This is a genomic window from Delftia sp. WSY_12 (assembly GCF_043104645.1).
Taxonomy (GTDB): domain Bacteria; phylum Pseudomonadota; class Gammaproteobacteria; order Burkholderiales; family Burkholderiaceae_C; genus Comamonas; species Comamonas tsuruhatensis.
Map to the genome: position 1 here is coordinate 1 of NZ_JBICKW010000029.1, position 23684 is coordinate 23684.

25 protein-coding genes are annotated in these 23684 nt (G+C 67.4%); 7 read left to right on the forward strand and 18 right to left on the reverse strand.

Features of this window, described 5'->3' with window-relative positions; genetic code table 11:
- Nucleotides 1–185 precede the first annotated feature (185 nt).
- From fusA to ACF8LI_RS17870, 8 genes are all read right to left on the reverse strand, one after another.
- Nucleotides 186–2294: an elongation factor G gene (fusA, locus tag ACF8LI_RS17835; RefSeq protein WP_016448515.1), complete on the reverse strand. Its 2109-nt coding sequence runs from the start codon at nt 2292–2294 to the stop codon at nt 186–188.
- Between the two features lie 152 nt (nt 2295–2446).
- Nucleotides 2447–2920 carry a 30S ribosomal protein S7 gene (gene rpsG / locus ACF8LI_RS17840; RefSeq protein ID WP_016448516.1) on the reverse strand — a complete coding sequence of 158 codons (474 nt, stop codon included), beginning with the start codon at nt 2918–2920 and terminating at the stop codon, nt 2447–2449.
- 160 nt (nt 2921–3080) lie between these two features.
- Complete coding sequence (gene rpsL, locus ACF8LI_RS17845; RefSeq protein ID WP_003059441.1) at nt 3081–3458, reverse strand: 30S ribosomal protein S12; 378 nt, start codon at nt 3456–3458, stop codon at nt 3081–3083.
- Between the two features lie 157 nt (nt 3459–3615).
- Nucleotides 3616–4785 carry a D-alanyl-D-alanine carboxypeptidase family protein gene (locus ACF8LI_RS17850; RefSeq protein WP_016453570.1) on the reverse strand — a complete coding sequence of 390 codons (1170 nt, stop codon included), beginning with the start codon at nt 4783–4785 and terminating at the stop codon, nt 3616–3618.
- A 91-nt stretch (nt 4786–4876) separates the two neighbouring features.
- On the reverse strand, nt 4877–5512 hold the full coding sequence (locus tag ACF8LI_RS17855) for an alpha/beta hydrolase (RefSeq protein ID WP_017405508.1): 636 nt from the start codon (nt 5510–5512) through the stop codon (nt 4877–4879).
- An 80-nt stretch (nt 5513–5592) separates the two neighbouring features.
- Nucleotides 5593–5967 (reverse strand): ferredoxin, encoded by a 375-nt coding sequence (locus ACF8LI_RS17860; RefSeq protein ID WP_016448519.1) that lies wholly within the window; start codon nt 5965–5967, stop codon nt 5593–5595.
- Between the two features lie 10 nt (nt 5968–5977).
- Entirely contained in the window at nt 5978–7132 is a 1155-nt protein-coding gene (locus tag ACF8LI_RS17865; RefSeq protein WP_074922622.1) for a VanZ family protein, read from the reverse strand.
- Nucleotides 7133–7163: 31 nt separating this feature from the next.
- The gene (locus tag ACF8LI_RS17870; RefSeq protein ID WP_016453572.1) at nt 7164–7592 is read right to left on the reverse strand and encodes a CopD family protein; all 429 of its coding nucleotides are present in this window, start codon (nt 7590–7592) and stop codon (nt 7164–7166) included.
- Nucleotides 7593–7715: 123 nt separating this feature from the next.
- Between ACF8LI_RS17870 and hemB the strand changes: the two genes are divergently transcribed.
- Nucleotides 7716–8723, forward strand: a complete 1008-nt coding sequence (gene hemB / locus ACF8LI_RS17875) for a porphobilinogen synthase (RefSeq protein ID WP_034347899.1) — start codon at nt 7716–7718, stop codon at nt 8721–8723.
- Nucleotides 8724–8727: 4 nt separating this feature from the next.
- Nucleotides 8728–9945, forward strand: a complete 1218-nt coding sequence (locus ACF8LI_RS17880) for a magnesium transporter CorA family protein (RefSeq protein WP_016453573.1) — start codon at nt 8728–8730, stop codon at nt 9943–9945.
- Here ACF8LI_RS17880 and ACF8LI_RS17885 read toward each other — a convergent pair.
- Together ACF8LI_RS17885 and ACF8LI_RS17890 are read right to left on the reverse strand one after the other, a co-directional pair.
- Nucleotides 9942–11900, reverse strand: coding sequence for an ATP-binding protein (locus ACF8LI_RS17885; protein ID WP_392413634.1), 1959 nt, complete (start codon nt 11898–11900; stop codon nt 9942–9944). The genes ACF8LI_RS17880 and ACF8LI_RS17885 overlap by 4 nt on opposite strands.
- A gap of 19 nt (nt 11901–11919) precedes the next feature.
- Nucleotides 11920–12657 (reverse strand): response regulator transcription factor, encoded by a 738-nt coding sequence (locus ACF8LI_RS17890; protein WP_315531244.1) that lies wholly within the window; start codon nt 12655–12657, stop codon nt 11920–11922.
- Nucleotides 12658–12875: 218 nt separating this feature from the next.
- Between ACF8LI_RS17890 and ACF8LI_RS17895 the strand changes: the two genes are divergently transcribed.
- From ACF8LI_RS17895 to ACF8LI_RS17905, 3 genes are all read left to right on the forward strand, one after another.
- The gene (locus ACF8LI_RS17895) at nt 12876–15497 is read left to right on the forward strand and encodes a choice-of-anchor Q domain-containing protein (protein WP_310044802.1); all 2622 of its coding nucleotides are present in this window, start codon (nt 12876–12878) and stop codon (nt 15495–15497) included.
- Complete coding sequence (locus tag ACF8LI_RS17900; RefSeq protein ID WP_017405502.1) at nt 15494–16138, forward strand: molybdopterin-dependent oxidoreductase; 645 nt, start codon at nt 15494–15496, stop codon at nt 16136–16138. Before ACF8LI_RS17895 ends, ACF8LI_RS17900 begins: the two co-directional genes overlap by 4 nt.
- 228 nt (nt 16139–16366) lie before the next feature.
- Nucleotides 16367–16684, forward strand: coding sequence for a hypothetical protein (locus ACF8LI_RS17905; protein ID WP_074922616.1), 318 nt, complete (start codon nt 16367–16369; stop codon nt 16682–16684).
- 33 nt (nt 16685–16717) lie between these two features.
- Here the strand turns inward: ACF8LI_RS17905 and ACF8LI_RS17910 are convergent, their stop codons facing one another.
- The 3 genes from ACF8LI_RS17910 to ACF8LI_RS17920 form a co-directional block, all read right to left on the reverse strand.
- Complete coding sequence (locus tag ACF8LI_RS17910) at nt 16718–17086, reverse strand: DUF86 domain-containing protein (RefSeq protein WP_013800235.1); 369 nt, start codon at nt 17084–17086, stop codon at nt 16718–16720.
- Nucleotides 17083–17373, reverse strand: a complete 291-nt coding sequence (locus ACF8LI_RS17915) for a nucleotidyltransferase family protein (RefSeq protein WP_013800234.1) — start codon at nt 17371–17373, stop codon at nt 17083–17085. Before ACF8LI_RS17915 ends, ACF8LI_RS17910 begins: the two co-directional genes overlap by 4 nt.
- A 122-nt stretch (nt 17374–17495) precedes the next feature.
- Nucleotides 17496–18188 carry a dienelactone hydrolase family protein gene (locus ACF8LI_RS17920; RefSeq protein WP_016448529.1) on the reverse strand — a complete coding sequence of 231 codons (693 nt, stop codon included), beginning with the start codon at nt 18186–18188 and terminating at the stop codon, nt 17496–17498.
- Nucleotides 18189–18306: 118 nt separating this feature from the next.
- Between ACF8LI_RS17920 and ACF8LI_RS17925 the strand changes: the two genes are divergently transcribed.
- Both ACF8LI_RS17925 and ACF8LI_RS17930 read left to right on the forward strand, forming a co-directional pair.
- Nucleotides 18307–19059: an SDR family oxidoreductase gene (locus tag ACF8LI_RS17925; RefSeq protein WP_016453579.1), complete on the forward strand. Its 753-nt coding sequence runs from the start codon at nt 18307–18309 to the stop codon at nt 19057–19059.
- Between the two features lie 13 nt (nt 19060–19072).
- Nucleotides 19073–19720, forward strand: coding sequence for a MarC family protein (locus ACF8LI_RS17930; protein WP_016448531.1), 648 nt, complete (start codon nt 19073–19075; stop codon nt 19718–19720).
- A gap of 33 nt (nt 19721–19753) precedes the next feature.
- Here the strand turns inward: ACF8LI_RS17930 and ACF8LI_RS17935 are convergent, their stop codons facing one another.
- The 5 genes from ACF8LI_RS17935 to ACF8LI_RS17955 all read right to left on the reverse strand — a co-directional run bounded on the left by ACF8LI_RS17935 (nt 19754) and on the right by ACF8LI_RS17955 (nt 23620).
- Nucleotides 19754–20254 (reverse strand): hemerythrin domain-containing protein, encoded by a 501-nt coding sequence (locus tag ACF8LI_RS17935; RefSeq protein ID WP_016448532.1) that lies wholly within the window; start codon nt 20252–20254, stop codon nt 19754–19756.
- Between the two features lie 246 nt (nt 20255–20500).
- Complete coding sequence (locus ACF8LI_RS17940) at nt 20501–21088, reverse strand: hypothetical protein (protein ID WP_016448533.1); 588 nt, start codon at nt 21086–21088, stop codon at nt 20501–20503.
- Nucleotides 21089–21233: 145 nt separating this feature from the next.
- Nucleotides 21234–21452, reverse strand: coding sequence for a CsbD family protein (locus ACF8LI_RS17945; RefSeq protein ID WP_012202308.1), 219 nt, complete (start codon nt 21450–21452; stop codon nt 21234–21236).
- A 523-nt stretch (nt 21453–21975) separates the two neighbouring features.
- The gene (locus tag ACF8LI_RS17950) at nt 21976–22644 is read right to left on the reverse strand and encodes an ABC-type transport auxiliary lipoprotein family protein (RefSeq protein ID WP_016453581.1); all 669 of its coding nucleotides are present in this window, start codon (nt 22642–22644) and stop codon (nt 21976–21978) included.
- Between the two features lie 13 nt (nt 22645–22657).
- On the reverse strand, nt 22658–23620 hold the full coding sequence (locus ACF8LI_RS17955) for an MlaD family protein (RefSeq protein WP_016448535.1): 963 nt from the start codon (nt 23618–23620) through the stop codon (nt 22658–22660).
- Between the last annotated feature and the right edge of the window lie 64 nt (nt 23621–23684).

The following is a 23684-nucleotide window of genomic DNA, read 5'->3' on the forward strand; positions in this document are numbered from 1 at the left end:
CGCTCGAATTTTTCCTTTGCCATGATTTCTCCGAAAGAGCAAAACCTGTGTGATGTTTAAGGTCTGCATCCCATTGCTTGGTCGCCCCGCACAGGTGACAGGACGGCATGGGATCGCAGACCGGCAAAAATCGCAGCCCCTTTTCAGGGGCTGCGACTCAAAAGCCTTCGATTATACAAAAAGCCTTACTTGGCGCGAGCAGCCACGATGGCTTCGGCCACGTTGCGGGGAGCTTCGGCGTAGTGCTTGAACTCCATCGTGTACGTTGCGCGGCCTTGCGTCTGCGAACGCAGCGAAGTGGCGTAGCCGAACATTTCCGACAGCGGCACTTCAGCCTTGATGGACTTGCCACCGCCGGCCATGTCGTCCATGCCCTGGACCATGCCGCGACGCGAGGACAGGTCGCCCATCACGGTGCCGGCGTAGTCTTCGGGCGTCTCGACTTCCACGGCCATCATGGGCTCGAGGATGACGGGGCTGGCCTTCTTGGCGCCTTCCTTGAAGCCGAAGATGGCAGCCATCTTGAAGGCCATTTCGTTCGAGTCCACATCGTGGTACGAACCGAAGGTCAGGCGCACCTTGACGTCCACCACGGGGTAGCCGGCCAGCACGCCGGAAGTCAACGCCTCGATCACGCCCTTCTCGACCGCAGGGATGTATTCGCGAGGAACCACACCGCCCTTGATTTCGTCGACGAACTCGAAGCCCTTGCCGGCTTCCTGGGGTTCCAGGGTCAGCACGACGTGGCCGTACTGGCCCTTGCCGCCGGACTGGCGAACGAACTTGCCGTCCACATCGGTAACCTTCTGGCGAATAGTTTCGCGGTAGGCCACCTGGGGCTTGCCCACGTTGGCTTCCACGTTGAATTCGCGCTTCATGCGGTCAACGATGATTTCCAGGTGCAGCTCGCCCATGCCGGCGATGATGGTCTGGCCCGATTCTTCATCGGTGCGCACGCGGAAGGACGGATCTTCAGCAGCCAGGCGCGACAGGGCGATGCCCATCTTTTCCTGGTCGGCCTTGGACTTGGGCTCCACGGCCTGTGCAATCACGGGCTCGGGGAAGACCATGCGTTCCAGCACGATGGGAGCTTCGACGGCGCACAGCGTTTCGCCGGTGGTCACATCCTTCAGGCCCACGCAGGCAGCGATGTCGCCGGCGCGGATTTCTTCGACTTCCACGCGCTCGTTGGCCATCATCTGCACGATACGGCCGATACGCTCCTTCTTGCCCTTGACCGAGTTGAACACGGTGTCGCCCTTGGTCAGGACGCCCGAGTACACGCGCACGAAGGTCAGCTGGCCGACGAACGGGTCGGTCATCAGCTTGAAGGCCAGGGCCGAGAACTTTTCGCCGTCGTCTGCCTTGCGGCTGAGCTTGGTTTCTTCGTTTTCGGGATCGGTACCGGTGACGTCAGGGATGTCCACAGGCGCCGGCAGGTAGTCGATCACGGCGTCCAGCATGCGCTGCACACCCTTGTTCTTGAAGGCGGTACCGCACAGCATGGGCTGGATTTCGGTAGCCAGCGTACGAGCGCGCAGGCCGGCCTTCACGTCTTCTTCGGACAGAGTACCTTCTTCCAGGTACTTGTTCATCAGGTCTTCGCTGGCTTCGGCAGCGGCTTCCACGAGATTTTCACGCCACTTGTTGGCGGTCTCCACCAGCTCGGCGGGGATTTCGTGGTATTCGAACTTCATGCCTTGCGAGGCTTCGTCCCAGATGATGGCCTTCATCTTGACGAGGTCGACCACGCCCTTGAAGTTTTCTTCGGCACCGATCGGGATCACGACGGGCACGGGGTTGGCCTTCAGGCGCAGCTTCATCTGCTCGACGACCTTGAAGAAGTTGGCGCCGGTACGGTCCATCTTGTTCACGAAGGCCAGACGAGGCACCTTGTACTTGTTGGCCTGACGCCACACGGTTTCCGACTGGGGCTGCACGCCGCCCACGGCGCAGTACACCATGCAGGCGCCGTCCAGCACGCGCATGGAACGCTCCACCTCAATGGTGAAGTCCACGTGGCCGGGGGTGTCGATGATGTTGAAACGGTGCTCGGGGTAGGACAGGTCCATGCCCTTCCAGAAGCAGGTCACTGCAGCGGAAGTGATGGTGATGCCGCGCTCTTGCTCTTGCTCCATCCAGTCGGTCGTAGCAGCGCCGTCGTGCACTTCGCCCAGCTTGTGGGTCACACCGGTGTAGAACAGGATACGTTCGGTGGTGGTGGTTTTGCCGGCGTCGATGTGGGCGGAGATACCGATATTGCGGTAGCGCTCGATGGGGGTCTTGCGAGCCATGATGGATCCTTGATTGATCGTATGGAGGGAGTCTCTGCCCGTTCCAGCCTCATGGTGCAGACGGACAGCAGTCTTATCTGGGGATGCTCCTAATCGAGACAAGGCCGCAGGCAAAAATGCATGCGGCCCGTCTGATCAGGAGCGAAGCGCTCTTAGAAGCGGAAGTGGCTGAACGCCTTGTTGGCTTCGGCCATGCGGTGCACTTCGTCACGGCGCTTCATGGCGCCGCCACGGCCTTCGGTGGCCTCGAGCAGCTCGTTGGCCAGGCGCTGGGCCATGGACTTCTCGCCGCGCTTGCGTGCAGCTTCCTTCAGCCAACGCATGGACAGGGCCAGGCGACGCACGGGACGCACTTCGACGGGCACCTGGTAGTTGGCACCGCCGACGCGGCGGGACTTCACTTCGACCATGGGCTTCACGTTGTTGATGGCAACGATGAAGGCTTCCAGCGGGTCTTTGTCAGGGTGCTTCTTTTGAATCAGGTCCAGGGCACCGTAGATGATGCGTTCTGCGACCGCCTTCTTGCCGCCTTCCATGATCACGTTCATGAACTTGGACAGCTCGACATTGCCGAACTTGGGATCCGGCAGGATTTCACGTTTGGGGACTTCGCGACGACGTGGCATTTTTTACCTCTATCTTGCTTCAGTTGGCGTCTTTTCAGACACCGCGAGAGCCAACAGGACTCCCACTTACTCGACCCGCGCAAAACACTTGCGTTTGGGGTCACTACGCTGGATCTCGCGCCACGCGGGATACAGCACCTTCTTCGAAAAAACGCAGGGCTTACTTGGCCTTGGGCTTCTTCGCGCCGTACTTGGAACGGGCTTGCTTGCGGTCCTTGACGCCTTGCAGGTCAAGGGAGCCACGCACGATGTGGTAACGCACACCGGGCAAGTCCTTCACACGGCCGCCGCGCACCAGCACAACGCTGTGCTCTTGCAGGTTGTGGCCTTCACCACCGATGTAGGAGATGACCTCGAAGCCGTTGGTCAGGCGCACCTTGGCAACCTTACGCAGAGCGGAGTTAGGCTTCTTGGGCGTCGTGGTGTACACACGGGTGCACACGCCGCGGCGCTGAGGGCAGTTTTCCATAGCAGGGCTCTTGGATTTGACAACTTCGACCGTGCGGCCCTGACGCACGAGTTGGTTAATGGTTGGCATTAATAAACGTCCCTAAACGTGAATTGCTTGCGAAAAGCGAAAACGTGAATCCCTTCGGAAATTCCGAAAAGCCCTCGACTGTACCAGCTTGCAGGAGATCGCACAACTGCACCCCCTTCAAGCCGGTACGCGAGGGCCTGCGCGACAGGCGCGGGGCTTACTTGATCCAGAGGCGGATCGCATCCCAGGCACGGCCGAAGAAGCCAGCCTGCTCCACGCCTTCAAGCGCCACCAGCGGCACTTCGGCCACGGTGTCGGCCCCCAGCTTGACCTTGAGCGTGCCCATGGCCTGGCCCTTGGTGAACGGAGCGATCAGCGGGTCCTGGCGCACGACTTCGGTGCTCAGCTTGCCGCCACTGCCGGCCGGCACGGTGACCACGATGGGCGTGGTGCGGCCGATCTTGACGGTGCCCGCCTTGCCCTTCCAGACCTCGGGCGTGGCCACGGCCTGCTCGGCGTCGAACAGCTTGACCGAGTCGAAGGCCGCATAGCCCCAGTTCAGCAGCTTCTGGCTTTCATTGGCGCGCGCGTTCTCGCTGGCGGCGCCCAGCACGATGGAGATCAGGCGGCGGCTGCCCACGTTGGGCAGATCGCGCTTGGCCGTGGCCACCAGGCAGTAGCCGGCCGCAGCGGTGTGGCCGGTCTTGAGGCCGTCCACGGTCGGGTCGCGGAACAGCAGCGAGTTGCGGTTGGTGCCGTTGGAGGCCGGCGTGCCCGGGTAGAAGTACTTCTTGGTCGAGTAGTAGTGCATGTACTCGGGGAAGTCCTGCATCAGGCGCTGCGCGAGGATGGACAGGTCGCGCGCCGTGGTCAGGTGGCCGGGCTCGGTCAGGCCTTCGGGGTTCTTGTAGCTGGTGTTCTTCATGCCCAGCGCCTTGGCCTGCTCGTTCATGAGCCGCACGAAGTTCTCGGCCGAGCCGCCCACGCCTTCGGCCAGGGCCATGGTGGCGTCGTTGCCGGACTGCACGATCATGCCCTTGATCAGGTCATCCACCGGCACCTGCATCTTGGGGTCGATGAACATGCGCGAGCCCGGCATCTTCCAGGCGCGCTCGCTGACGGGCAGGCGCTGCTCCAGCGTGATCTTCTTGGCACGCAGTGCGTCGAAGACCAGGTAGCCGGTCATGAGCTTGGTCAGCGAGGCCTGCTCGATGGGCGCATCGATGTCCTTGGCACCCAGCACCTGGTTGGCGGTGACATCGACCAGCAGATAGTTGCGCGCCGCGATCTCGGGCGGCTGGGGCGGGGTGATCTGCGCCAGCGCCAGGGCCGGCGCCATGGCCGCTGCCAGTGCCAGGACTCGCAGCGTGGAGGAAATGGGCTTCATGAGGAAAACTCTCGCTAAAGGGCAGGTAAAGCAGGAAAGGCGGAAGATGCCCGCCGGCTGGGGCGGGCCTATTGAGCAGCGGCGCGGGCCGCTAGGGAAGTGAGCGCAAATGGCGGACCACGAGACTCTTGAGCAGCGGCAATTGTCCGTGAAAGAAATGACCGCCCCCGGGCACGACGGTAACAGGCAGTATCTGCGGGCGCGCCCAGTCCATGACGGCCGACAGCGGCACCGTGTCATCGGCTTCGCCGTGCACCACCAATGTCCGGTCATGGGCTTCGGGCGGCACGGGGGCCACCGAGAAACGGCTGGCCGCCGTGCCCACCAGCACAGCCTTTTCCACCCGGCCTTCATTCCACAGGCCCGCCAGCACATGGCTGGTGACGAAGGCGCCGAAGGAAAAGCCCGCCAGCGCGATCGGCCCTTCGGGAGCGACCTGGCGGACCACGGACAGCATGTCCTCGGCCTCGCCGATGCCTGCGTCGTGCTCGCCGGCACTGGCACCCACGCCACGGAAGTTGAAGCGTACGGCCGTGTAGCCGCACTGCACGAAGGCCCGCGCCAGGGTCTGCACCACCTTGTTGTCCATGGTGCCGCCAAACAGCGGATGGGGGTGGGCGATGATGGCCACGCCGCGCGCAGTCGCATCGGCGGCCGGCGCGTCGCGCAGGGCCTCCACGGCCCCGGCAAGGCCGGTCAGGGTCAAACGTTCGGTCTGCGCATTCACAATCGCTATCCTAGTAGTAGCAGCCAGTCCAAGCTGACAAAGCACTGATGCCCGGAAAGGCCCAAAGTTCCAGCCGGTGCTCAGCGGCCCACGTCGGGCGGCAGCAGCAGGCGCTCCACGGGCTGGCCGTTCTTGAGATGGGACTCGACGATCTCGTCGATATCGGTCTCGTCCACGAAGGTGTACCAGGTGCCTTCGGGGTAGACCACGGCCACGGGCCCGCCCGCGCAGCGGTCCAGGCAGCCGGCCTTGTTCACGCGCACCTGGCCCTTGCCGGCCAGGCCCAGCTGCTTGACCTGCTTCTTGCAGTGGTCGAAGCCTGCCTTGGCGCCGTGCAGCGCACAGCAGTCCTCGCCGCCAGGCCTCTCGTTGAGGCAAAAGAAGATGTGGCGCGCATAGTAGTTGCCTGCGCCTTGCTGGCCGCCTTCGGCCCCGGGACGTGGGTTTTCGCTCATGCAGCGGATTCTAGGCCTGCGTCTGCTGCCCCGAAGGCGCCGGGGGCGCTGAAGGTGCAGGCGGCAGCGGCCCTGCATCGCGGCGCGCCACCCTGAGCAGCACGTAGACCAGGGTGGCATAGGGCCACAGCCAGCCCAGCCACTGCCCCAGCCCGTAGAAGCGGATGAAACGCCCCTGCTCCCAGGCCTGCAGCGTCTCGGAGAAATAGGCACTGGTGGGCGCCTGGTTCAGGATGCTCAGTTGCAGCACCAGCACCAGCATCAGCAGGGCTGCACAGGCGCGGCGCGGCAGCGGCAGGGCCACCATGGCCAGGCCCACGCCGCCCCATACGCCCATGCGCACCGGCAGGTCCACCCACTCCCAGGCATGGGCAGGCCCCCAGCTCAGCGCGGCCGACATCGCCGAGACCGCGATGCCGATCACGATGGCCGAGCCCGCCAGCACGGCGCGCCGGCCCATGTGGCGCATCACGCAATAGGCCAGCAGGCAGGGCACCCACAGGCCCAGCATCACGCACAGCATCTCGGTCACGGGCGACAGCGGCGTCAGGGCCGACTCGCGCAGCGGCAGCCACATGAGAAAGGGCGTGCCTTCGAGCAGATCCAGCAGCCCCTGCTCCAGCCGCTCCAGCACCTGGCCCAGGCCAAAGGGCACGGCGGCGGGAAAGAGCAGCGCCCAGGGCCACAGCGCCAGCAGCACCATGGCGCCGCCGCCATCCTCGCCCAGCCAATGGGTGCGAAAGGCGCTCCAGCGCGCCAGGGCGCCCAGGCGCTCCAGCAGCAGCGCCACCAGCGCGCCCAACAAGGTGCCGCCCGCATTGAGCACCAGATCCAGATTGGAGGGAACGCGCCGCGGCAGGTAGATCTGCAGGAACTCCATGGACAGCGACAGCAGGGTGCCTGCCAGCGCCGCCAGCGGCACGGCCGCGCGCGGGCTGCCGCTGCGCACCAGGGCCAGCGCCAGGAAAAAGCCCAGCGGCGCGTAGCCGACGATATTGGTATTGACGTCGAACCAGGTCCAGTACGGCGGCGGGATCTTTGCCGTCAGGAAGACCAGCGGATCAATGCCCTGGGCACGCCAGCCATCGAAGGGAAACAGGCTGGCGAAAACGATGAGCACCGCATAGACCAGTGCCAGCGGCCAGGCCGAAGTCTTTTGCACCACGCCCTGCCTCCCTCTTCGTTGGAACGGTTTCTCAGAAAGGTTTGACGACCACCAGGATGACGATGGCCGCCAGCAGCAGCACCGGCACCTCGTTGAAGAAGCGGAACCAGCGGTGGCTGTGCTGGTCCCGGTTGTCGATCAGCTTGCGCAGCAGGCGCCCGCAGGCATGGTGGTAGCCGATGACCAGCAGCACGCCGGCCAGCTTGGCATGCATCCAGCCGTTGCCCGGCCCCTTGCCGATGCCGTAGCCCAGGTACAGCCACAGGCCCAGGCCCAATGCGGGCACGGCCAGCAGCGTGGTGAAGCGCAGCAGCTTGCGTGCCATGAGCAGCAGGCGCTCGCGCTCGGCCACCGAGCCGGGCGTGACCATGGCCACGTTGACGAAGATGCGAGGCAGATAGAACAGGCCCGCGAACCAGCTTGCCACGAAAACGATATGAAAGGCTTTGACCCACAGCATGCGGGCAGTGTACGTGCGTACAGGGGTGCGCCAGGCTGCGCAGGCGCAAAAGCCGAGTCCCGCGTGCCGGCGTCGTCGCCGGGGTTGCGGGGCCTGCGGCGGGAATGGGGCACAATTTTCGGCATGCATCTGTCCAGCCCCACCCCCTTCCCGCTCAACCGCCCCCGCCGCCTGCGCCGCGACGCCTTCACGCGCAATCTGGTGCGCGAGAACGTGCTCACGGCCCATGACTTCATCTACCCCGTGTTCGTGCACGAAGGCACGAACCAGCGCGAGGCCGTGCCCTCCATGCCCGGCGTGGACCGCCTGAGCCTGGACCTGCTGCTGCCCGTGGCAGAGCAGTGCGTGCAGCTGGAGATCCCGTTCCTGGCGCTGTTCCCCGCCATCGAGACCTCGCTGAAGACGCCCGACGGCAAGGAGGCGCTCAACCCCGACGGCCTGATCCCGCGCGTGGTGCGTGCGCTCAAGAAGGAGTTCCCGCAACTGGGCGTGATGACCGACGTGGCCCTGGACCCCTACACCAGCCACGGCCAGGACGGCATCCTCGACGAGTCCGGCTACATCATCAACGACGAGACCGTGCAGGTCCTGGTGGGCCAGGCGCTCACCCATGCCGAGGCCGGCGTGGACATGGTGGCGCCCAGCGACATGATGGACGGCCGCATCGGCGCCATCCGCGAGGCGCTGGAGGCCCATGGCCACATCCACACCCGCATCATGGCCTACAGCGCCAAGTACGCCAGCGCCTTCTACGGCCCGTTCCGCGACGCCGTGGGTACGCGCGGCGCGCTGGGCAAGGCCGACAAGAACGTCTACCAGATGGACCCCGCCAACACCGACGAGGCCCTGCGCGAAGTCGCCCAGGACCTGGCCGAGGGTGCCGACATGGTCATGGTCAAGCCCGGCATGCCGTACCTGGACGTGGTGCGCCGCGTCAAGGACGAATTCGGCGTGCCCACCTTCGCCTACCAGGTCAGCGGCGAGTACGCCATGCTCAAGGCCGCCGCCGCCAACGGCTGGCTGGACCATGACCAGGTGATGATGGAATCGCTGCTGGCCTTCAAGCGTGCGGGTGCCGACGGCATCCTGACCTATTTCGCCATCGACGCCGCGCGCAAGCTGCGCGGCTGAACGCATGCCGCCGGTGACGCCGCCCACGGGCACGGGAGCCGCTCCCCCAGCCGGGAACGCCAGGAGCATGCGCATCTTCCACCTGCAGCCGGGCGGCGCCACCGAACTGGCCGACCTGCCCGGGCAGGCGCCCGCGCAGGGCTTCCTGTGGATCTCCTGCACCCGCGCCACCTTGCAGGAGCGGCTGGCCGACGTGCAGCGCACGCTGCAGCTGCTGTCGGGCCAGCAGCTGGTGGACCTGCATGTCTCGGACCTGCTCAACGCCCAGCTGCCATCGCGCTACGACTACACCTCGCAGTACGACCTGCTGGTCTTTCGCCGCCTGGCCAGCGGGCAGGCGCGTGCCGCCGCGCAGGCCGGCACGGCCTCTTCGCCTGCGGCGCAGGCGGCGCCCCCCTCGCCTCCCGTGCGCCGCACAGGCCCGCCCGTGCTGCGCAACATCGACACCAGCCCCGTGGGCTTTGCCATGTTCGACCAGGTGCTGCTGTCCGTGCACCCCGACGACTGCACCGTGCGCGACGCCTATGCCGCGCGGCTGCTGGCCGCCATGCCCAGCGATCTGCGCGAGGGACGGCTGAACCCCACATCCGGCACGCGGCTGCCGGCCAGCCCGGCCGACCTCATGCTGCGCGTGGTCAACCTCATCGTGGACGGCTTCCTGGACCTGCGCCGCGAACTGTCGCGCCAGCTGGACCACTGGCAGACCGAGCTGCTGCGCCCGCGCACGCGCTTTGCCAACTGGGGGGCGCTGCTGGACGCACGGCTGGCCCTGCATGAGCTGGACGAAGTCTGCGAAGACCAGCGCGCCGCCGTGCAGGACTGGATCGACGCGCTGGAGACCTGGGCGCCTCCCGAGGGCGTGGCGGCGCTGCGCGAGCTGGACCTGCTCAAGGTGCGCAGCCGCGACGTGCTGGAACACATAGAGCGCGTGGTCCACCACGTGCGGCGGCTGGAGCAAAGCACCGAGACCGTGGTGCAGATGCATTTTTCGGTGCAGAGCAACCGCACCAACGACATCATGCGCACGCTGACCGCGCTGACGGCCGTGTTCCTGCCGCTGAACCTGATTGCCGGCATCTTCGGCATGAACTTCGAGTTCATCCCCCTGGTGCACAAGCAGGACGGCTTCTGGTGGGCCATGGGCTCGATGATGGCGATTGCCGTGGGCCTGACCATGTTCTTCTGGCGCAAGCGCTACATGGCGCGCACGGCGCAGGGCTAGGGCCCCGCCCGCTCCAGCGGCATCCACAGCGTGAAGCGATTGCCGCCGGCCAGCGGCGCCCAGTCCAGCCGCGCCTGCAGCGCCAGCGCGCGCGTGCGCATGTTCGCCAGTCCCTTGCGGCCCTCGGTGGGTGCCTGGGCGCGGTCGAAGGGGTGGCCGTCGTCCTCCACCAGCACCTGCACGCCGGCCCGGCCGTCCAGGGGGGCCTGGGCCGTGCGCACCGTGATCTCGCGCGCGCCGCTGTGCTTGATGATGTTGGTCAGCACCTCCTGCAGGATGCGCAGCACATGCAGGGCGGCCTGCGCGTCCAGCCAGGGCAGCGCGGGCAGGTCGCTCACCTCCCAGTGCAGCCGCAGCCCCGCCCCCTCCAGGCGCGGCCCCAGCCGGTAGCGCAGCCCGGCCAGCAGCGCCAGCAGGTCGCAGTCCAGCGGCTCCAGCGAGTCGATGGACAGCTTCAGGTCATCGATGCACTCCTGCAGCAGCTGCACCAGGTCCACCGTGCCGGCCTGGTTGAACTCCACCACGCGCAGCGCGCTCATCAGCGAAGAGCCCACGCCGTCGTGCATCTCGCGCATCAGGCGCTGGCGCTCCTGCATCAGCGTCTGCTCGCGCTCCACGGCCAGCAGGCGTTCATGGGCCTGGGCCAGCTCCGCCTCCTGGGCCTTGAGCCGTTCCGCCAGATGCAGGTTGGCGTTCTCTGCCACGGCCAGCGCGCCGTTGTAGCGCCGGTAGGCCACCAGCAGGAACAGCGTGAACAGCCCCAGGTACACATAGGGCGTCAGGTAGATGCTCTCCATGCTGATCAGGTAGCTTTGCAGCGCCAGGTCATGGAAGCCGATGGGAAACGACAGCAGCATCCACACGGCCAGCATGGTGCTGCCGCCATCGCGCATGCGCCAGGCGCCCGCCACGGCCATGCACAGCACCAGGATCTCCGGCGGCACCATCAGCAGCCGCAGCAGCGGCAGGATGGTCTCGTGCGCCGGCCCCCACAGCGGCACCGCCACCAGCACCACCGTGCCCACATAGCCCTGCAGCACCCGCGCCAGCCAGGGCCGGCGCCTGCGCTGCATCAGGCACAGGAAATGGAAGGCCGCCACCGTGGCGCCCATGAGGCCGGCCAGCGTCAGCCAGGAGAACCAGCCGTCCGACAGGGCCAGCCCCTCGCCGTCCACCATGAACTGCAGCGAGCCCAGCAACTGGCACAGCGACATCAGGAAGAACAGCAGGAACACCACATCCCCGCGCCGCCGCTGCAGCGTCCACAGCGCCAGCGCGAACAGGCCCAGCACCAGGTAGGAGCCTGCCGTATAGACCACCAGATCGGCCTGGAGCAGGCTGCGCAGCCGCCAGGACAGGCGCAGCGACTCGGCCGGCCCCGCCCACAGGCTGGACAGCGCCCCGCCCACGCCCTGCTGGCTGGCCATGCGCACATGCACCTGCAGCGGTCTGCCCGGCTGCGCCAGCCCGCCCAGGTCCAGCCACACCGGCCGGTTGAAACTGTTCCACACCCGGCTGCCGCGCGTCTGCCAGGCCAGCTTCCCATCCACATACACCGCCACCGTGCCCACCGTCTGCCAGCGCGGGATATACAGGCGCGCGCCCTGCGGCGTAGGCACCAGGGCCTCAGGCGGCACCACGGCGCGGAACCAGCGCACCTCGGGCGGCGCCGCTGCCAGGTCGCCGCTGCCCGACACGGCCCTGTCGCCCCCATAGGGCAGGTCCACATCGCTCCACGGCGTCGATGCATCCAGCACCGCGTCGTCGGCCGACACAAGCGCCGCAGGCGGCGCCCAGTGCGGGCTGTCCGACCGCCACAGCTGCGCCTGGCGCAGTTGCACCGCTTCGCCTGCGGCGGGGCCACGCAGCCCGAATGCCCCCGCCAGCAGCATCGCCAGCGCCACCAGTCCCGCCGAAACCAGCAAGACCCTCCCCTGCAGCAGCGGCTGCGTCATCTGCCCACCCTCGCGGCGCTCATTGCCGCCCCTCGGCCAGCCAGCCCCGCTGCAAGGCCACATGCATCATCTGCGTGCGGCTGGACACCTGCAGCTTGCCGTAGATGCGCCGCACGAAGGTGCGCACCGTGTGGCGCGACACGCCCAGCTGGCGCGCCACCTCGTCCAGCGTATGGCCGCGCGCCACCAGGCGCAGCACCTCCAGCTCGCGCGCGGACAGCGCCTGCGCGGCGGCCTGCGGCTCCACAGGCCGTTCCAGCCCTGCCACCGCCCCGGCCCGCTGCTGGCGCAGCAGCAGCTTGCGCGCCACCATGGGATTGATGGGGCTGCCGCCCGCGTGCAGGCTGCGCACTTCCTCCAGCACCGCGTCGGCGGCCAGGTCCTTGAGCAGATAGCCCATGGCGCCGGCCTCGATGGCGGCCAGCACATGCTGCTCGTCGCCAAAGATGGTGCTGACCATCACCGCCGCCCCGGGGTGGCGGGTGCGCACGGCAGCAATCACCTCCAGGCCGCTGCCGTCGGGCAGGCCCAGGTCCACCAGCATCACGTCCATGGCACCGGCCCCATCGGCCCGGCCGAGCTGGTGCAGGGCCTCCGCGCGGCTGGCTGCCGCCCAGCACAGGACCATGTCCTTCGCGGCATTGATCACGCCCACCAGGGCATGGCGGCAGGCGGCGTCGTCCTCCACCACGGCCACGCGGATGGGTGTGGCGCCACCCGTCGCGGCGGCAGAGTAAGGGTCTGTGTGCGTGTCCATGGAGGTGGAGTGCGTGGCGAGGGCCGCATGTTCACATGGAACAAGACCGCTGTCATGTCGCCCGGATAGGCGACATGGGCGACATGAGCGGCATGGCGACCCCGCCCCTCTCATCGGCCATGTAGCCCGAACGGGGGACATACAGAAAGCCGGACACCCCATAGATTTGCCCTCTTCAGCACATCACCGAGATGCTGTGCCTACCGAGGGGGTCCGCCATGTCCATCATCCACCCGTCTGCTGCAGCCGACGTACCACCCATACCCACGCCAAGCCCCTGGGTCCGGACATTGCCGGGCCTGACGGTCGGGTTGGCACTGGCCCTTGCCGGCGCCGCGGCCCAGGCCGCCACACTCACCGTCACCACCGCCGGCGAGATTGCAGACACCGAGCCGCTGTCTCGTGCGCAATGCTCGCCTGCCGCAGGCGACCGCAACTGCGACACCCTGCGCGACGCCATCAACCATGCCGCCGATGGCGACACCATCGTCTTCGGCGCGGCCCTGGATGGACAAACCATCTCGCTGACCCGCTTTACCAACTGCCTGGACACCGGGCAGGCCGCCGGCGCCACCTGCCTGCCGCTGGCCAGCTGGCCCGGCTACGTCTCGCAGTTCGGCCCCAGCGCCTTCTTCATCAGCGGCAAGCACATCACCATCGATGCCACCGCCAATGGCCTGACGCCCCAGGGCGTGAGCGTGCAGCGCCTCGGTACCGCACCCGGTTTCCGGCTGTTCGACATCGATGCGCAGGGTGGCCTGGTCCTGCGCGGCCTGACCCTGGCCGGGGGGCAGGCCACAGGCGGCTCCAGCCGCTTTGGCGGCGGCGCGCTGGGTGCGGGCGGTGCCATCTTCAATCGGGGCCAGCTCACCATCGAACGCAGCACGCTCACGCGCAATCACGCACAAGGGGGGCAAGGAGGCAGGCTTTCCTTGAACTCCTTTGCAGGTGCCGGCGTGGGCGAGGATGGGACTTTGTCCCCGGGGGGAGGGCCGAACGCTGGCGGCCCGAACGATGGCGGCCTGGGCGGTGGCAGTGGCAGCGCCAGCGGCAAGAACGGCGGCTTCGGTGGTGGCGGCGGCGGCTCCGGCGGTGGCGGATTTGGCGGTGGTGGTGGCCGTCGTGGCAGCGGTGGCGGCTTCGGCGCCGGCAACGGTGGGGGCGGCCCCTTCGACGCTGGCGGTGGCGCAGGCGGCATGGGAGGGGCCATTTTCAACAACGCAGGCACCTTGACGCTGAACCAGGTCACCCTGGCTGGCAACGGTGCACACGGCGGGCTGGGCAACAGCAGCGGCGGCGGCGCCGGCCTGGGTGGCGCCGTTTTCAACTACAACGGCGTGCTCACCATCCGTTTCTCCACCCTGGCCGGCAATACCGTGCAGGCCAATGGCGACGACAACCCGGCCGCGCAAGGCGGCGCCATCTATAGCCTGGGCGATTCCCAGGCCGCCTGCAGTGCGGGTGGCAACATCAGCTGCACCCGCAGCGGTGCCTCGCTGCAGATGCAGGCCAGCATTGTCCAGGACAGCGTGTTCGAGCCGGCCACCAAACAGCCCGCTGGCAGGGACGTGGTGCTGGACCTGCGCAATGGCGGCACCAGCGATGCCAGCGGCAGCAACAATCTGCTGGGCCTGGCGCAGGCCCTGAACAATGCCGACATCAGCGCCCTGGCCTTCACCACGGGCAACCCGCAGCTCGGCCCCCTGGCCAGCCACGGCGGCCCCACCCAGACCATGTTGAACACCACCGGCAGCCCGGCACTGGACGGGGTGGCCTGCACTGCCGCACCCGGCACGGACCAGCGCGGCGTGGTCAGGCCCCAGGGTGCACGGTGCGACATCGGCGCCGTGGAGGCGAACGTCTTCCAGGCGGCATTGACCGTGCTGGCCAGCGGCGCGGGCGGCGTATCGGCGCAGGCCTCCCCGCCTGCAGCCACGGGTGCCGTACAGGACTGCGGCCGCCCAGGCGGCCTGTGCCAGGCCGGCTATGGCTACTTCGAAGGCGCGCCCACCCTGGTGACCCTGGCCGCCACGCCCGACGCTGGCCATGCCTTTGCCGCCTGGAGCGGCGCCTGCAGCGGCAGCACGCCCACCTGCAGCGTCACCATCGATGCAGCCAGGAGCGTGCAGGCCAGCTTCACGGCCTTCAGCGTCACGGCAAGCCTGCCCTCCGGCACCTACGGCACGGCCTACAGCCAGCCGCTGGCGCCCGTGCCCGGCGGCGGCGTGGGGCCGTTCAGCTACAGCGTGAGCGGTTTGCCCGCAGGCTTCAGCCAGGCCGCCGGCCCCCTCTCGGCCCCAGCCACGCAGGCGGCAGGCAGCTACAGCTTCACGCTGACCGCCACCGATGCCAACGGCGCCACCACCGAACCCGCAGCCGTGACCGTTGTGATCGGCCCGGCAGCCACCAGCGCCCACCTGTCGGCCTCCCCCGCTGCGCCAGGCCATGGCCAGAGCGTGACTTTCAGCGCCCAGGTCACGCTGCCTGCCGGCGCCAGCGGCACGGTGGATTTCTTGAACGGAACGCAGGTGCTGTGCGCCAGCGTTGCGGTGACCGGCGGGCAGGCCAGCTGCAGCGTGCCCCGGCTGCCACCGGGCACGGCCACGGTGCAGGCGCGCTATGTGCCCGGTGATGGCAATACCTCCGGCTCGGACAGCAACACCGTGACCGTCACGGCGGCCCCCGCACCATCTGCGGCGCCCATTCCAGCGCTGGGCGCCGGGGGGATTGCGCTGCTGGGCCTGCTGACCGCAGCGGGCGCGGCGTTGTCGCGCAGGATGGGCACTTCACGGAAAATCGGCGCTGGCACATCGCCACGCACCCCCAGGAGTTCCCCATGACCGCATCCGCAAGCCGGAGCCCGCTTTCACGCCGCAGCCTGCTGGCCGCCAGCGCAGCCACCGGCCTGGCCCTGTGCGAAAGCGCCCTGGCCGCCCCCGCCGCCCCCGGGAAAAGCACCGAAGCCGCCGTGCTCACCATCAGCGGCCCCGGCGTGCGCGGCAACCGGGGGCCGCTGGACCCGGTGGCCGATCTGCTGCTGAAAAACCATGGCCTGGCCTTCGACTCGGCCTGGACCACAGGGGCCGGTGCGCTGGAGCGCCTGCCCACGGTGGAGATCACGCCCCATATCGAATACGACGGCCAGCCCCACCGGCTGCGCGGCCCGCTGCTGGCCACCGTGCTGCAGGCGGCCGGCGTGGACAGCGCCGCCGCAGCGGCCAAGGGCCAGTGGATCACCCTGCAGGCCATCGACGGCTACCGCGCCCAGCTGCCGCTGGCGCAGGCCCTGCAATGGCGCATGCTGCTGGCCACGCGCATGGACGGCCTGCGCCTGGGCCTGGGCGGCCTGGGCCCGCAATGGGCCATGTATGACGCCGACCGCATTGCCGATCTGGCAGGCAAGCCGCTCAAGGAACGTTTTGCGCAGGCGCCCTGGGGGCTGTACCACATGGGGCTGCACGCGCAGCGACCCCAAGGTTGAACCTGGCTTCAGAGCGCGGCAGGACGCGCATTTGGAGTACCATTTCGCGATCCCCTCGGGGGATACGGGCTTGGCGGCCCGAAAGCAAAGGAGCAGCAGCCGTTTGTCTTTACAACGAGACAGCGGCTTTTCCATCTTCCCAGTGTGCTGCGCTGGGCACAGTTCCGTTTTGGCGGGGCTGTGCGGGACCTCCGCTAGGGGGTGCCAGTTCATGCCAAAGGAGCCGCCATGCCTGACATCGATGCGCCCAGCGGAGCACACGCCTCCCTGCCTTTCTTCTCCTCCCCGCAAGTGCCGAGGGAAGAGACCAGCCTGTACTACCCCATTTCCGAATACGAGGTCTATCGCCTCAAGGACTGCATGCACCAGATGGGCCTGGTGATCGACCTGTGCTGCATGGCCGGCCCCGACCAACAACTGAGCGACCTGGGCGGGCTGATGAGCTTCCTGACCGCGCAGCAGCGCGCGCTGCGGGGCACGCTGCAGACCGTGCAGGCGCGCAAGGCGACGCCGGGGCCGGCCTGTGATCCGGACCCCGGGGGTTGATCAGGCCAGTTGCGGACACTCGCGCAGCACCGGTCAGCCCGGCCTGGCGCCGTCCGCATCCCGGCGAATGGATGGCCATTGCCTGAGCAATTCAGGCAAGGCCGTCTGCACGGTGTCCCACACCAGATCGAGGTTGATGTCGAAATAGCCATGGGCGATGCGGTTGCGCATGCCGCGCATGTTGCGCCATGGCACTTGCCCGTGTGTCTGGGCGAACTCGGCATAGCCATCCATGACCTTCGTGACAGCCTCGCCGATGATGACGAGGCTCATGATGACGGCCTGCTGGGTGCGCTTGTCCTCCAGGAAATCCTCCTTGGCCAAGCCCTCCACGAAGCTACAGGCATCCGTTGCGGCCTGCTGTATGTGATCGAGGTAATCGGGAAGGCGATGCCCGTTCATATCGGCTGCGCCTCCGCAAGCACCTGGGCACGGAACTTCAGCGGCAGGTCTCCGGGCGTCAGCAGATCAACGCGAAGGCCGAGCAGCGATTCCAGCTCGTCCTGCAGGCCGCCCAGGTCGAACAGCGTCGCGCCCGGCAATGCATCGACCAGCAGGTCGAGGTCGCTGCCGTCCCGGTCGGTGCCATGCAGCACGGAGCCGAAGACGCGCGGGTTCGCAGTGCGGAAACGGCTGGCCATTTCACGCACTGCGCTGCGATTCATGTCGAGTACCACGGACGGTCGCATGGACATCCTTTCCTGTTGAGACTTCTGGAAAGCCTATTGCATCAGGCACCGGGTTTCAAGCAGCACTCCCGGAAATCCCGATGCCTGGATTTTCCATGCCGGGCCACGCCCGGCACGGCAGATCAGGCCAGGTGCTGGTCGAAGAAGGCCAGCGTGCGATCGCGCGCCTGCAGGGCGCTGGCCTCGTCGTAGGCGCTGCGCTGGTCGCAGTTGAAGCCGTGGTCGGCGTCGTACAGGTGCACCTGCACATGCTTTTGCGCCTGGGCGAAGGCCTGCACGGCGTCCACGGGAATGTGCGCATCGCGCCGGCCGAAGTGGGCGATGACGGGGCACAGCGGCTCGCGGCCCATCTCCAGCGGCGTGGTCATGCCGCCGCCGTAGTAGCAGGCCGCAGCCGACAGGCTGGGCAGGTTGCAGGCCGCGCGCCAGGCCCACAGGCCGCCCCAGCAAAAGCCCACGATGCCCACCTTGCCGCCGGGCACCAGCGTGGCGGCATGGGCGATGGCGGCCTCGATCTCGGGCAGCACGCCGGGCTGGGGCAGCGCCTCGGCGGCGGATTTCAGCGCCATGCCCTTGGCACGGTCGGCGTCGCCGTAGCCCAGGTCCACACCCGGCTCCACACGCGTGAACAGTGACGGCGCCACGGCCACATAGCCCCGCGCCGCAAGCCGGTCGGTCACGGCGCGGATATGGGCGTTGACGCCGAAGATCTCCTGCAGCACGACGATGGCACCGCGCGCGGGCACGTCGGGGCGGGCCACCCAGGCCGGCGAAGACGTGCCATCCAATGAAGTCAACTGCACAAAACTGCCCATGTCCGCGTTCCTTTCTGTCTGAGAACCTGTTGTGATTTCCCGGTGGGCGGACGCGCCCCGCAATGCTGTAATGGCGGCGGGCCGGCCCGTGCGGCAATTCTTTCACAGGAGACATTCGATGGAACGAAAAGTCGTGCTCATCACCGGCGGCAGCCGCGGCATAGGCGCCGCAACGGCACGCATGGCAGCGCACCGGGGCTGGGACGTGGTGATCAGCTACCAGCACCAGCGCGATGCGGCCGAGGCCGTGGTGGCCGACGTGCAACTGGCCGGCACCCGCGCGCTGGCCGTGCAGGCCGATGTGGGCGACGAAGCCGAGGTGCTGGCCCTGTTCGGTGCGGTGGATGCGCAGTTCGGCCGGCTGGATGCCCTGGTCAACAACGCCGGTGTGGTGGACCGCGCGCAGACCGTGGCCGAGATGAGCGTGCAGCGGCTGGAGCGCATGTTCCGCGTCAATACCATCGGCAGCTTCATCTGCGCGCGCGAGGCCGTGCGGCGCATGAGCACCCGCCATGGCGGAAGGGGAGGCGCCATCGTGAACGTCTCCAGCATCGCTTCGCGGCTGGGCGCACCGGGCCAGTACGTGGACTATGCGGCCGCCAAGGGCGCGTTGGACGTGATGACGCTGGGCCTGGCCAAGGAAGTCGCCGCCCAGGGCATACGCGTGAACGCCGTGCGGCCCGGCTTGATAGAGACCGACATCCACGCCAGCGGCGGACAGCCCGACCGCGTCGAGCGCCTGGCGCCCAACGTGCCCATGCAGCGCGGCGGCAGGGCCGAGGAAGTGGCCGACGCCATCCTCTGGCTGATGTCCGACGGCTCGCACTACACCACGGGCAGCCTGGTCGATATCTCGGGCGGCAACCTCTAGCTCCAAGGCAACCATGGACCTCAAACCGCTGATCACTTTGGTGGCCATCATCAACCCGCTGGCCATCGTCCCCTTCTTCATCCACTACACCGAGGGATTCAGCGCCCAGCAGCGCCAGCAGACCATTCGCACGGCGGCGCTGGCCTCGTTCTGCGTGATTGCGGCCTGCGCCATCATCGGGCTGCAGGTGCTGGACTTCTTCAACATCTCGCTGCAGAGCTTCCAGGTGGGCGGAGGCCTGCTGCTGCTGATCAGCGCGATGAACATGCTCAACGCCCGCCCGGCCGAGGAACGGCCCAACGCGCCCACGCTGGCGGCAGGCGCGGAAAAGGCCGCCATGGGCAACAGCATTGCCGTGGTGCCGCTGACGATTCCGCTGCTGACAGGGCCGGCCTCCATGTCCACCGTGGTGATCTATGCCGACCAGGCACGCACCATCTGGCAGCACCTGGCGCTGGTGGGCTATGGCGTGGTGGTGGCGCTGGTGGTGATGGTCTGCTTTTCGCTGGCCGACCCGATTGCGCGCGTGCTGGGCAAGACCGGCATCAACGTGATGACGCGGCTCATGGGCCTGATCCTCGCGGCCCTGGCCGTAGAGGTGATGGCGGGCGGGCTGGTGAAGATCTTCCCCATCCTGGCCTCGCCCGCGATCGTGCCCTGAGCGGGCTGGCTGGCCGATTGAAGGCCCGCCGGATCAGGCCGGCACGGCCCGCGCGCGGTCGGCGCTGCCGTCGCAGGCACCGCCGCAGCCCGTGATGGGCTGCTCGGGCAAGGCCTCGGGGTGGGCCAGCGAGCCCGTGGCGGGATCGAAGCCCGCGCTGCGCAGATGCAGGGCCAGCGCCGCATCCATGGTCTGCGCATGGTGCACGAACCAAGCCGCCAGCTCGCCCGCCATGCTGCGGATCACGGCCAGATCCCCCGCTGCCGCCTTGGCCGCCCCCTCGCGCATCACCTGCAGCACTACCTTGTGCTGCAGGCTGTGGCAGTTGGTGCTGGTGAACCGCGTGGACTGCATCCAGCGGTCTTCCTGGTCGAAGTGCACTTGCGTATGCGCGATCAGCTCATCCCAGCGCACGCACAGCTGCGCATCATCGGCCGCCTCCACCTCGGCCAGCAACAGCACGAACTCCTGGTGCACCTCGTCCATGGCCGGCAATTCCAATGCCAGCGCTCCGCTCCATTCCAGCACGGCCATATGCTTCTCCTGCCTTCATCATGAAAGACTGCAGCTTAGGAACAGCACCGCCCAACCCATTTGACCCACATCAGCCAACCCGAAAACAGCAAAGCCCCGCGAGCGGGGCTTGGTCAAGGCGGATAAAACTGGCGCGCCCCAACATCAGGGACGCCAAGCAAGAGCCGCCTCGCGGCGAGGGCGTCGTCCCCCTCCCCCGCGAAGCGGGTAGAGAGGGGGAAGCGGCGTCAGCCGCTCAGGGGGAGCTTACTGTCCATATTTACGCTTGGCATCCGCCACGCAGGCATCCTTGGCGTCACCGCTCATGGTGTCGCAACGGGCCTTGGCAGCCTTGTAGTCGGCTTCGCGGGTTTCCTCGGCAGCGTCCTTGCGGGTCTCGGCCACGTTGGCGGCCTTGGCGGCAGAGTTGGCGGCAGGTTCGGCCTGGGCCTTGTTAACCTTGGCGGCTTCGACGGCACGCACATGAGCAGCCTTGGCATCCTTCACGCAGACATCCTTGGCGTCGCCCTTGAGGTCATCGCACTTTTCCTTGGCGATGTCGTAGTCCGCATCAGCCTTGGCCTTGAGTGCCTTTTCGCTGTTCTTGGGCGAAGGATTGCGGCGCGATTCCAGTTCAGCCTTGGCGACGTTTTCCTGGCCCTTGGCCTGCTTCTCGCAGACGTCCTTGGCGTTGTCCTTGAGCGGCTTGCACTGTTCCTTGGCAGCCTTGTAGTCGGCCTCGATCTGGTTCTTGGCGGCCGTGTGCTCGGCATTGGTCATGGCCATGGCGCCGGAGGCCATCAGACCCAGGGCGACGGCGGACAGCATGTGGCGAAAGCGTTGCGGTGTTTGCATGATGGAACTCCTTGTATTTGTACTGAGGTGGCCCTTGGTGCCTGCGGCGGCGGGCCTTGGGTGCATGCCCTGGGGGCATGCCGGCTGTCGAGGAGCGGATGGGGGCGCCGGCCAGGGCGACCAGCCCATCCGCAGTCCACCCTCGTCAGTCTTCGAAGCGGAAGTCGGGGTTGCGCTTTTGCCAGTCGGTCAGCTGCTTTTCGGCAGCGTCGCGGGCCAGGCCCTGGCGCTCCTGCAGCTTGCCCAGGAATTGCTCGCGCTTGCCGGCGATCACGTCCAGATCGTCATCGGTGAGCTTGCCCCATTGCTCACGGATCTTGCCGGTGAATTGCTTCCAGTTGCCCTTGATGCGGTCTTCATTCATGGCTTGTTCCTTTCAGTGATGTTGAAGTCGTGCCGTGCAATCAGGCCTTGTTTTTTCAAAGCCGCGATCTGCATCAGCGACGGTTTCACTGTAAAAAACCTGCGCGCCGCGCGCCGTAGTCTGGACCTAGTGTTGACGGTCGTCCCAGGGGCAGCCGAGACGGTGGGATCGGGACTACAGCCCCTGACGGACGCGCGGGAAGCGCTGGGTCAGGCGCGGCCCGCCCCTGCCCTGAGTACCCGGCCTTTTCCCCGTATGTCCGCACCTGCGCCGTGGCGGTTGCGGGATTGCAAGCCTGCCGAAGGACAGGCTTGCTTCGTGATCTGACCTTTCTTGGCGAATCAAGAAAAGGGCAGTCGGCTGCCGGGCCGAGACCCGGCCTCGAAAAGCAACCATCCGGCAGGGGCAGAAAAAGTCCACTTGCGTGCAGAGCCAGTTGCCGAAAACAAAAAACGGCCAGCGGATGCAATGCACCCACCAGCCGTTCTCAAGAGAATGGATGGGCTGGAAATCCAGCAGCCGCTCAGTGCCCCTGCTGCCCCAGCCACGCATCGATCTGCGCAATGGCCGCATCCGTGGCCTTGGCCAGGGCCTGGGCGCCGCCCGCCGCATCGCCCGAAGCTGCAGGACTGCGCACCTCGAACACCTTCTGTCCGAGCAGGCGGTCCACAGCACCGCTTTGCTCGACCAGGGTGGCGCGCAGGCGCACCACGCCGGCACTGGAGCCGGGCGCGTCAAAGACCTGGCTGAACTCTTCGATGTCCACGCGCAGCAGCGTGGGCACGGCGCCTTGCAGGCGCGGCTGGGCCACGCTTTCGCTGCTGGCCAGCACGGGGCGCTGCAGGCCCAGCTGGCTGCGCAGGCGCTGCTGCAGCAGCAGTGCAGGAGGCTGGCTCCAGCGCGCCAGCTGGTAGGGGCGCAGTTCCTGACCGTTGGCATAGGCCAGGCGGTAGAACATGGCCGTGCTGCCGTCGGACAGGGCGGGGGCCTCCACATCGGCCAGCGCCAGCGGCGTGCGTGCCTGCGGGGCTGCGGATGTGGCGGACTGCGCGGGCGTGGACAGCGGCGCCAGCCCGAAGTCATAGCGTGCGGGCTGGGCGGGGGGCTGCGGCAGGGCCGAGCAGCCGGCCAGCAGGATCAGGGCGGCGGCCAGTCCAGCGCTGGCCACGGCGGTCTTGCGAGATGGGGACATGCGGGTTCCTCGGTCAGGGCTGGGTGGCTGCAGACGGGGCGACGAAGCCGGGCTCGCCCGGCCCCGGACGGGCCTGGCCCGGCCCGTAGATCACGGCCTGCGGGTTGTCGCTGAAGCGGCTGGCCGCCGTGCCCATCTGGCGCGCGGCGCGCGAGACATCATCGGCCGCTCGGTTGGCGTGCGGCACCGTGCTGCGGCCCAGCGAATCGGCCATGCGGGTCAGTGCGCGCGTGCTCTGGGCGATCTGCTCCAGCGGCCCGTCCTGCGCGTTCACGCGGCGCACGGTCTGCTGCAGCTCGGACGCCACGGCGGCGGCTCCGTTGCTGGCCTTCTCCAGCGACTGCAGGGTGTTGTGGGCGTCGGCGGCGAGCTGCGGCACCTGGGTGGACAGCGTGCGGTCCAGGTTCTGCGTGAGCTGCTGCACGCCTGCGGCAGCGGCCGCAATGTTCTCCAGCGCCTGGCTCACGCGCTTTTGGTTGTCGGTGTCCAGCATGTCGCTGAGGCGGCGCGAGATTTCATCGGCGCGCTCCAGCAGCACCTGCCCCTGGTCGGCCAGCATGCTCAGCGGCGAAGAGCGCAGCGGCAGGCGCGGCAGGCCGCTGGGGCCCGGGGGCAGTTGGGGCTGGGGCTGGTCCGCATCATCGAGCTGCACATGGGCCAGGCCCGTGACGCCCTGGTAGCCCAGCACGGCGAACGTGGTGGGCGTGATGGGCGTGTTCACGCCGATGGCGATGCGGATCAGCACATTGCCATTGGTCTGCGGATCGAACCCGATCCGCGTGACCTTGCCCACGGCCACGCCCTTGTAGCGCACGGCGGCCTGGGCCTGCAGGCCGCTGATGCCATCCTTGGTGGACAGCTCGTACTCGTTGTACTGCCGCGTATCGCGCGTCAGCCAGATCGCCAGCCCCGCCAGCAGGGCCGCCACGACCAGCACGAAAATGCCGGCCGCCATGGCATGTGATTTGTTTTCCATATCAATGGTCCATAACGTTGAGCCCAGCAAAACAAGGCATGGGGCCACAGTCCCCAGGGCCAGC

Coding starts and splice junctions, on each gene's coding strand:
- rpsL (WP_003059441.1), bottom strand. CDS start 3,458: ATGCCAACCATTAACCAACTCGTGCGTCAGGGCCGCACGGTCGAAGTT.
- ACF8LI_RS17870 (WP_016453572.1), bottom strand. CDS start 7,592: ATGCTGTGGGTCAAAGCCTTTCATATCGTTTTCGTGGCAAGCTGGTTC.
- ACF8LI_RS17950 (WP_016453581.1), bottom strand. CDS start 22,644: ATGTCCCCATCTCGCAAGACCGCCGTGGCCAGCGCTGGACTGGCCGCC.
- ACF8LI_RS17905 (WP_074922616.1), top strand. CDS start 16,367: ATGCCTGACATCGATGCGCCCAGCGGAGCACACGCCTCCCTGCCTTTC.
- ACF8LI_RS17900 (WP_017405502.1), top strand. CDS start 15,494: ATGACCGCATCCGCAAGCCGGAGCCCGCTTTCACGCCGCAGCCTGCTG.
- ACF8LI_RS17930 (WP_016448531.1), top strand. CDS start 19,073: ATGGACCTCAAACCGCTGATCACTTTGGTGGCCATCATCAACCCGCTG.
- ACF8LI_RS17885 (WP_392413634.1), bottom strand. CDS start 11,900: ATGACGCAGCCGCTGCTGCAGGGGAGGGTCTTGCTGGTTTCGGCGGGA.
- ACF8LI_RS17940 (WP_016448533.1), bottom strand. CDS start 21,088: ATGCAAACACCGCAACGCTTTCGCCACATGCTGTCCGCCGTCGCCCTG.
- ACF8LI_RS17925 (WP_016453579.1), top strand. CDS start 18,307: ATGGAACGAAAAGTCGTGCTCATCACCGGCGGCAGCCGCGGCATAGGC.
- ACF8LI_RS17880 (WP_016453573.1), top strand. CDS start 8,728: ATGCCGCCGGTGACGCCGCCCACGGGCACGGGAGCCGCTCCCCCAGCC.
- fusA (WP_016448515.1), bottom strand. CDS start 2,294: ATGGCTCGCAAGACCCCCATCGAGCGCTACCGCAATATCGGTATCTCC.
- ACF8LI_RS17955 (WP_016448535.1), bottom strand. CDS start 23,620: ATGGAAAACAAATCACATGCCATGGCGGCCGGCATTTTCGTGCTGGTC.
- rpsG (WP_016448516.1), bottom strand. CDS start 2,920: ATGCCACGTCGTCGCGAAGTCCCCAAACGTGAAATCCTGCCGGATCCC.
- ACF8LI_RS17850 (WP_016453570.1), bottom strand. CDS start 4,785: ATGAAGCCCATTTCCTCCACGCTGCGAGTCCTGGCACTGGCAGCGGCC.
- ACF8LI_RS17895 (WP_310044802.1), top strand. CDS start 12,876: ATGTCCATCATCCACCCGTCTGCTGCAGCCGACGTACCACCCATACCC.
- ACF8LI_RS17920 (WP_016448529.1), bottom strand. CDS start 18,188: ATGGGCAGTTTTGTGCAGTTGACTTCATTGGATGGCACGTCTTCGCCG.
- ACF8LI_RS17890 (WP_315531244.1), bottom strand. CDS start 12,657: ATGGACACGCACACAGACCCTTACTCTGCCGCCGCGACGGGTGGCGCC.
- ACF8LI_RS17935 (WP_016448532.1), bottom strand. CDS start 20,254: ATGGCCGTGCTGGAATGGAGCGGAGCGCTGGCATTGGAATTGCCGGCC.
- ACF8LI_RS17860 (WP_016448519.1), bottom strand. CDS start 5,967: ATGAGCGAAAACCCACGTCCCGGGGCCGAAGGCGGCCAGCAAGGCGCA.
- ACF8LI_RS17945 (WP_012202308.1), bottom strand. CDS start 21,452: ATGAATGAAGACCGCATCAAGGGCAACTGGAAGCAATTCACCGGCAAG.
- ACF8LI_RS17915 (WP_013800234.1), bottom strand. CDS start 17,373: ATGCGACCGTCCGTGGTACTCGACATGAATCGCAGCGCAGTGCGTGAA.
- hemB (WP_034347899.1), top strand. CDS start 7,716: ATGCATCTGTCCAGCCCCACCCCCTTCCCGCTCAACCGCCCCCGCCGC.
- ACF8LI_RS17910 (WP_013800235.1), bottom strand. CDS start 17,086: ATGAACGGGCATCGCCTTCCCGATTACCTCGATCACATACAGCAGGCC.